Origin of the sequence: Streptomyces albidochromogenes, from assembly GCF_005981925.1 — a bacterium.
Classification (GTDB): domain Bacteria; phylum Actinomycetota; class Actinomycetes; order Streptomycetales; family Streptomycetaceae; genus Streptomyces; species Streptomyces albidochromogenes.
Map to the genome: position 1 here is coordinate 1 of NZ_VBVX01000473.1, position 3475 is coordinate 3475.

4 protein-coding genes are annotated in these 3475 nt (G+C 72.4%); all 4 read left to right on the top strand.

What is annotated here, in order from left to right; genetic code table 11:
- Positions 1-341 precede the first annotated feature (341 nt).
- Positions 342-1094, top strand: a complete 753-nt coding sequence (locus tag E2E34_RS32625) for an alpha/beta fold hydrolase (protein ID WP_138905449.1) — start codon at positions 342-344, stop codon at positions 1092-1094.
- A complete protein-coding gene (locus E2E34_RS32630) occupies positions 1091-1591 on the top strand; it encodes a hypothetical protein (protein ID WP_208765404.1) in 501 nt (166 codons plus the stop codon). The genes E2E34_RS32625 and E2E34_RS32630 overlap by 4 nt, the downstream gene beginning before the upstream one ends.
- Before the next feature lie 211 nt (positions 1592-1802).
- On the top strand, positions 1803-2216 hold the full coding sequence (locus tag E2E34_RS32635; protein ID WP_138905450.1) for a DUF4190 domain-containing protein: 414 nt from the start codon (positions 1803-1805) through the stop codon (positions 2214-2216).
- Positions 2217-2564: 348 nt separating this feature from the next.
- A partial coding sequence (ppk2, locus tag E2E34_RS32640; RefSeq protein WP_138905451.1) for a polyphosphate kinase 2 occupies positions 2565-3475 on the top strand: 911 nt, incomplete at its 3' end.

Sequence of the window (3475 nt, forward strand, 5' to 3'; positions counted from 1 at the left end):
GGTGCGGGACGCGGGGCGGCGTCGATGCTCATGTGAGGTGTTTCTCGGGGCGGGCGGCCGAAGGCCGGACAGGGGCGGTACGGAGCGTGAGGAGGGCGTACCGCGCGGAAGGGTGTGCTCGTCGGTCGGCCCGCTCATGTGCCCGTGTCCTGGTGGGCCGGGGCAATCGCCTACGACCCTATCGCTCATGTTTGCGACGAATGCATCGGGGGCCTCGCGCTCACCCGCGTCCCCACCTCGCCCCGGACGCCCGGGCGCCCCGTCACCGGTCGGCACACCCGTACTCAGCGCGCGCCCACCGCTTCCCCGGCTCCGGGCGTCCGAGGAGCGATGGTGGTGCCATGGAACACGCGACGCACGCCGGGCTCTTCACCCGCAGGTTCGGGCCTCCGCCACGTGAGGCCGCCCCGACCGTGGTGCTGGTCCACGGTCTCGGGCTCTCGGGGCGGTACTTCGTACCGCTCGCCCGGAGGCTGGCAGCCGGCGGGGCGACCGTCCTCGTACCGGATCTGCCGGGCAACGCCCGGTCGCGCGCCGGTGTACGCCGCGCTCCGGACGTGGTGGAGCAGGCCCGCGCGCTGAAGCGGTGGCACCAGCGGCTGAACCTGGGACCGAGTCTGCTGGTGGCCAACTCGGTCGGCTGTCAGGTGGTCGCGGCCTTCGCGGCGCGGCACCCGCGTCTGGTGCGGCGCATGGTGCTCGTCGGACCGGCGCTCGAACCCGGGGCGTCCGGCTGGCGCCTGTGCGGGCAGCTCCTCGCGGACGCGCCCCGGGAACCGCTCTCCCTCCTCGCGGTGGCGGTGACCGACTACCTGGTGACCGGTCCGTTCCGCTTCGCCGCGTCCTTCCGCCACGCGTTGCGCGACGCGGCCGATTCCTTCGAGCACCATCTGGCCCAGGTCCACGTGCCGACGCTGGTGCTCCGGGGAGCGGGTGACACCATCGCCTCGGACTCCTGGACGCGGCGCGTGGCGCGGATGGTGGGCGACGGACACGCGGCCGAGGTCCACGGCGCCGCGCACGCGGCCCACTACAGCGCGCCGGACGCGGTCGCCGCGCTGATCCGGCAGTTCACGGCAGGAGGACGCGCGTGAAGCCGTCGAAGACGTCCGGCAGTTCACCGTCCCGGCGTACGGACCGGCCCTCGCCCTGGCTGCGCCTGCTGCCCGGCATCTCACCGGAGCGGCGCGGGTTCGTACTGGCCTGGTGGGGGTTCGCCGTCACCTTCGGCGGGATGCGGCTGCTCACCTGGCTCATCCACATCGACGTGGCCGGGGTGGGCGACGTACAGGCCGGCGGGATCCACCTGCACCACTACGTGTGGGGCATTCTGCTGCTCGCGGCAGTGGGCGCGGCCGGCCTGGTCGAACGCTCGGCCCGGGCGCGCGCCTGGATGGGGCTCGCGTACGGGGTCGGGCTGGCCCTGGTGGTGGACGAGGCGGCGCTGCTGATCAGCCTGGAGGACGTGTACTGGGACACCGAGGGCGGGGTCAGCATCGCGCTCGCCATCGCGCTGATCGCCGTCGCGGGAAGCGTGCTCGCCGTGACACGCGGGCGACGCGCGGGGGGACGAGGCGGGGACGGCGGCTGAGCGCGCGCCGGGTGACCGGACGGGGGTTCGGCGCGGAGGCCGGAGGGTCGCTTCCGGACCGGGTGGCGGCTCCGGGTCGCGGGCGCCCGGCCGCACGCGGTGACGCGGCGGCCGTCCGCCGGCGACGCGGCGCGCATTCGCGGCCGACCGGTGGGCACAAGGGGCACGTACGACAACCCACAGCCGGGAAAGCAGAGATGAGAGTGATCACGTGTCCTTCTCCAACCACCCCCAGACCCCCGACAGTTACGCGCAGACCCACCACGACGCGGGGGTGAAGCGGAGCAACGGCCCGGCGGTCACCGCACTCGTCCTGGGTGTCGCGGCGCTCCTGCTCTTCTGGACCGTGTTCGGCGGAATCGTGCTGGGCCTGCTGGCGGTGGTCTTCGGCATCGTCGGCGCACGCAAGGCGCGTGGGGGACGCGCGCCCCACGGGAAGATGTCGGTCATCGGTGCGGTGCTCGGCGCACTGGGTCTGATCGCGTCCGCGGTGATCATCGCGATCGGTGCGTCGATCCTCAACTCCGACGAGTTCAAGAACTTCGACGACTGCGTCCAGCACGCCGACACACAGAGCGAACGCGACGCCTGCGCCAAGGACTTCGACCGGGACATGAACAACTGACGCACCCGCGCCCGCTCGTGGCCGCTCGGCGGCGCTCCGGACGGTGGGGTGAGCGTACGAGCGCCGGTACCCGGGTCTTCGTCGCCCGCCGATCCGCCGGGGATCCGCGGGCGACAGGCTTGCCCCGGGCCGGGCCCTGCCCCGGCCCGCTTGCGTGCGCGGGCGCCGGAGCGCGGGGCGGCTACGTTCCGTAGCGCTTGTGCACCGCAGCGGCGTCCCGTACGGGCCCCCTTCGGGACGGGCACAATGGGACGCGTGACGTCCGGTGTGCCGGAACCGTCGTACCGGCCGCCGATCGGGGCACACATGGGCCATGACCTTTGGTGCGAACGGGGCGATGGTGACGTGATGAACGAGGAATCAGGCAGCGGCAACGGGGCCGAGGGGCTGCTGGACGGCCTGACCGTGGACGAGACCAGGCCGGAACAGCCGGTCCTGCTGGACGCCACCGGGCAGTCGATCAAGACGTGGCGGGAGAACTACCCGTACGACCGGAAAGTCGGCCGGCGGGACTACGAGCGCCGCAAGCGGGTGCTCCAGATCGAGATGCTCAAGCTGCAGCGGTGGGTCAGGGAGACCGGTCAGCGGCTGATCGTCATCTGCGAGGGCCGGGACGCCGCGGGCAAGGGCGGCACGATCCAGCGCTTCACGGAGCGGCTCAACCCCCGAGGCGCCCGCGTGGTGGCCCTGGAGAAGCCGACCGAGCGTGAGGCGTCGCAGTGGTACTTCCAGCGGTACGCCGCGCATCTGCCCTCGGCGGGCGAGATCGTCTTCTTCGACCGCTCCTGGTACAACCGGGCCGGGGTGGAGCGCGTCATGGGCTTCTGCACACGTGAGGAGTACGAGCGCTTCCTCGGGCAGTGCCCGGCCTTCGAGCGGATGCTGGTCGACGACGGGATCCTGCTGGTCAAGTTCTGGTTCTCGGTGTCCCGGGCGGAGCAGCGCACCCGGTTCGCCATCCGGCAGGTCGACCCCGTACGGCAGTGGAAGCTCTCGCCGACCGACGTCGCCTCGCTGGACCGGTGGGACGACTACACGGCCGCCAAGATAGACATGTTCCGGGCGACCGACACCGCGTTCGCGCCGTGGACGGTGGTCAAGAGCAACGACAAGCGGCGCGGCCGGCTGGAGGCCATGCGCAGCCTCCTGTCGCGCGTCGACTACGCCAGCAAGGACACCGAGGCGGTGGGGAAACCCGATCCGCTGATCGTGGGCGCCGCCGACACACTGCTGGAGCCCGGCGAGGAGCCCACCCTGTC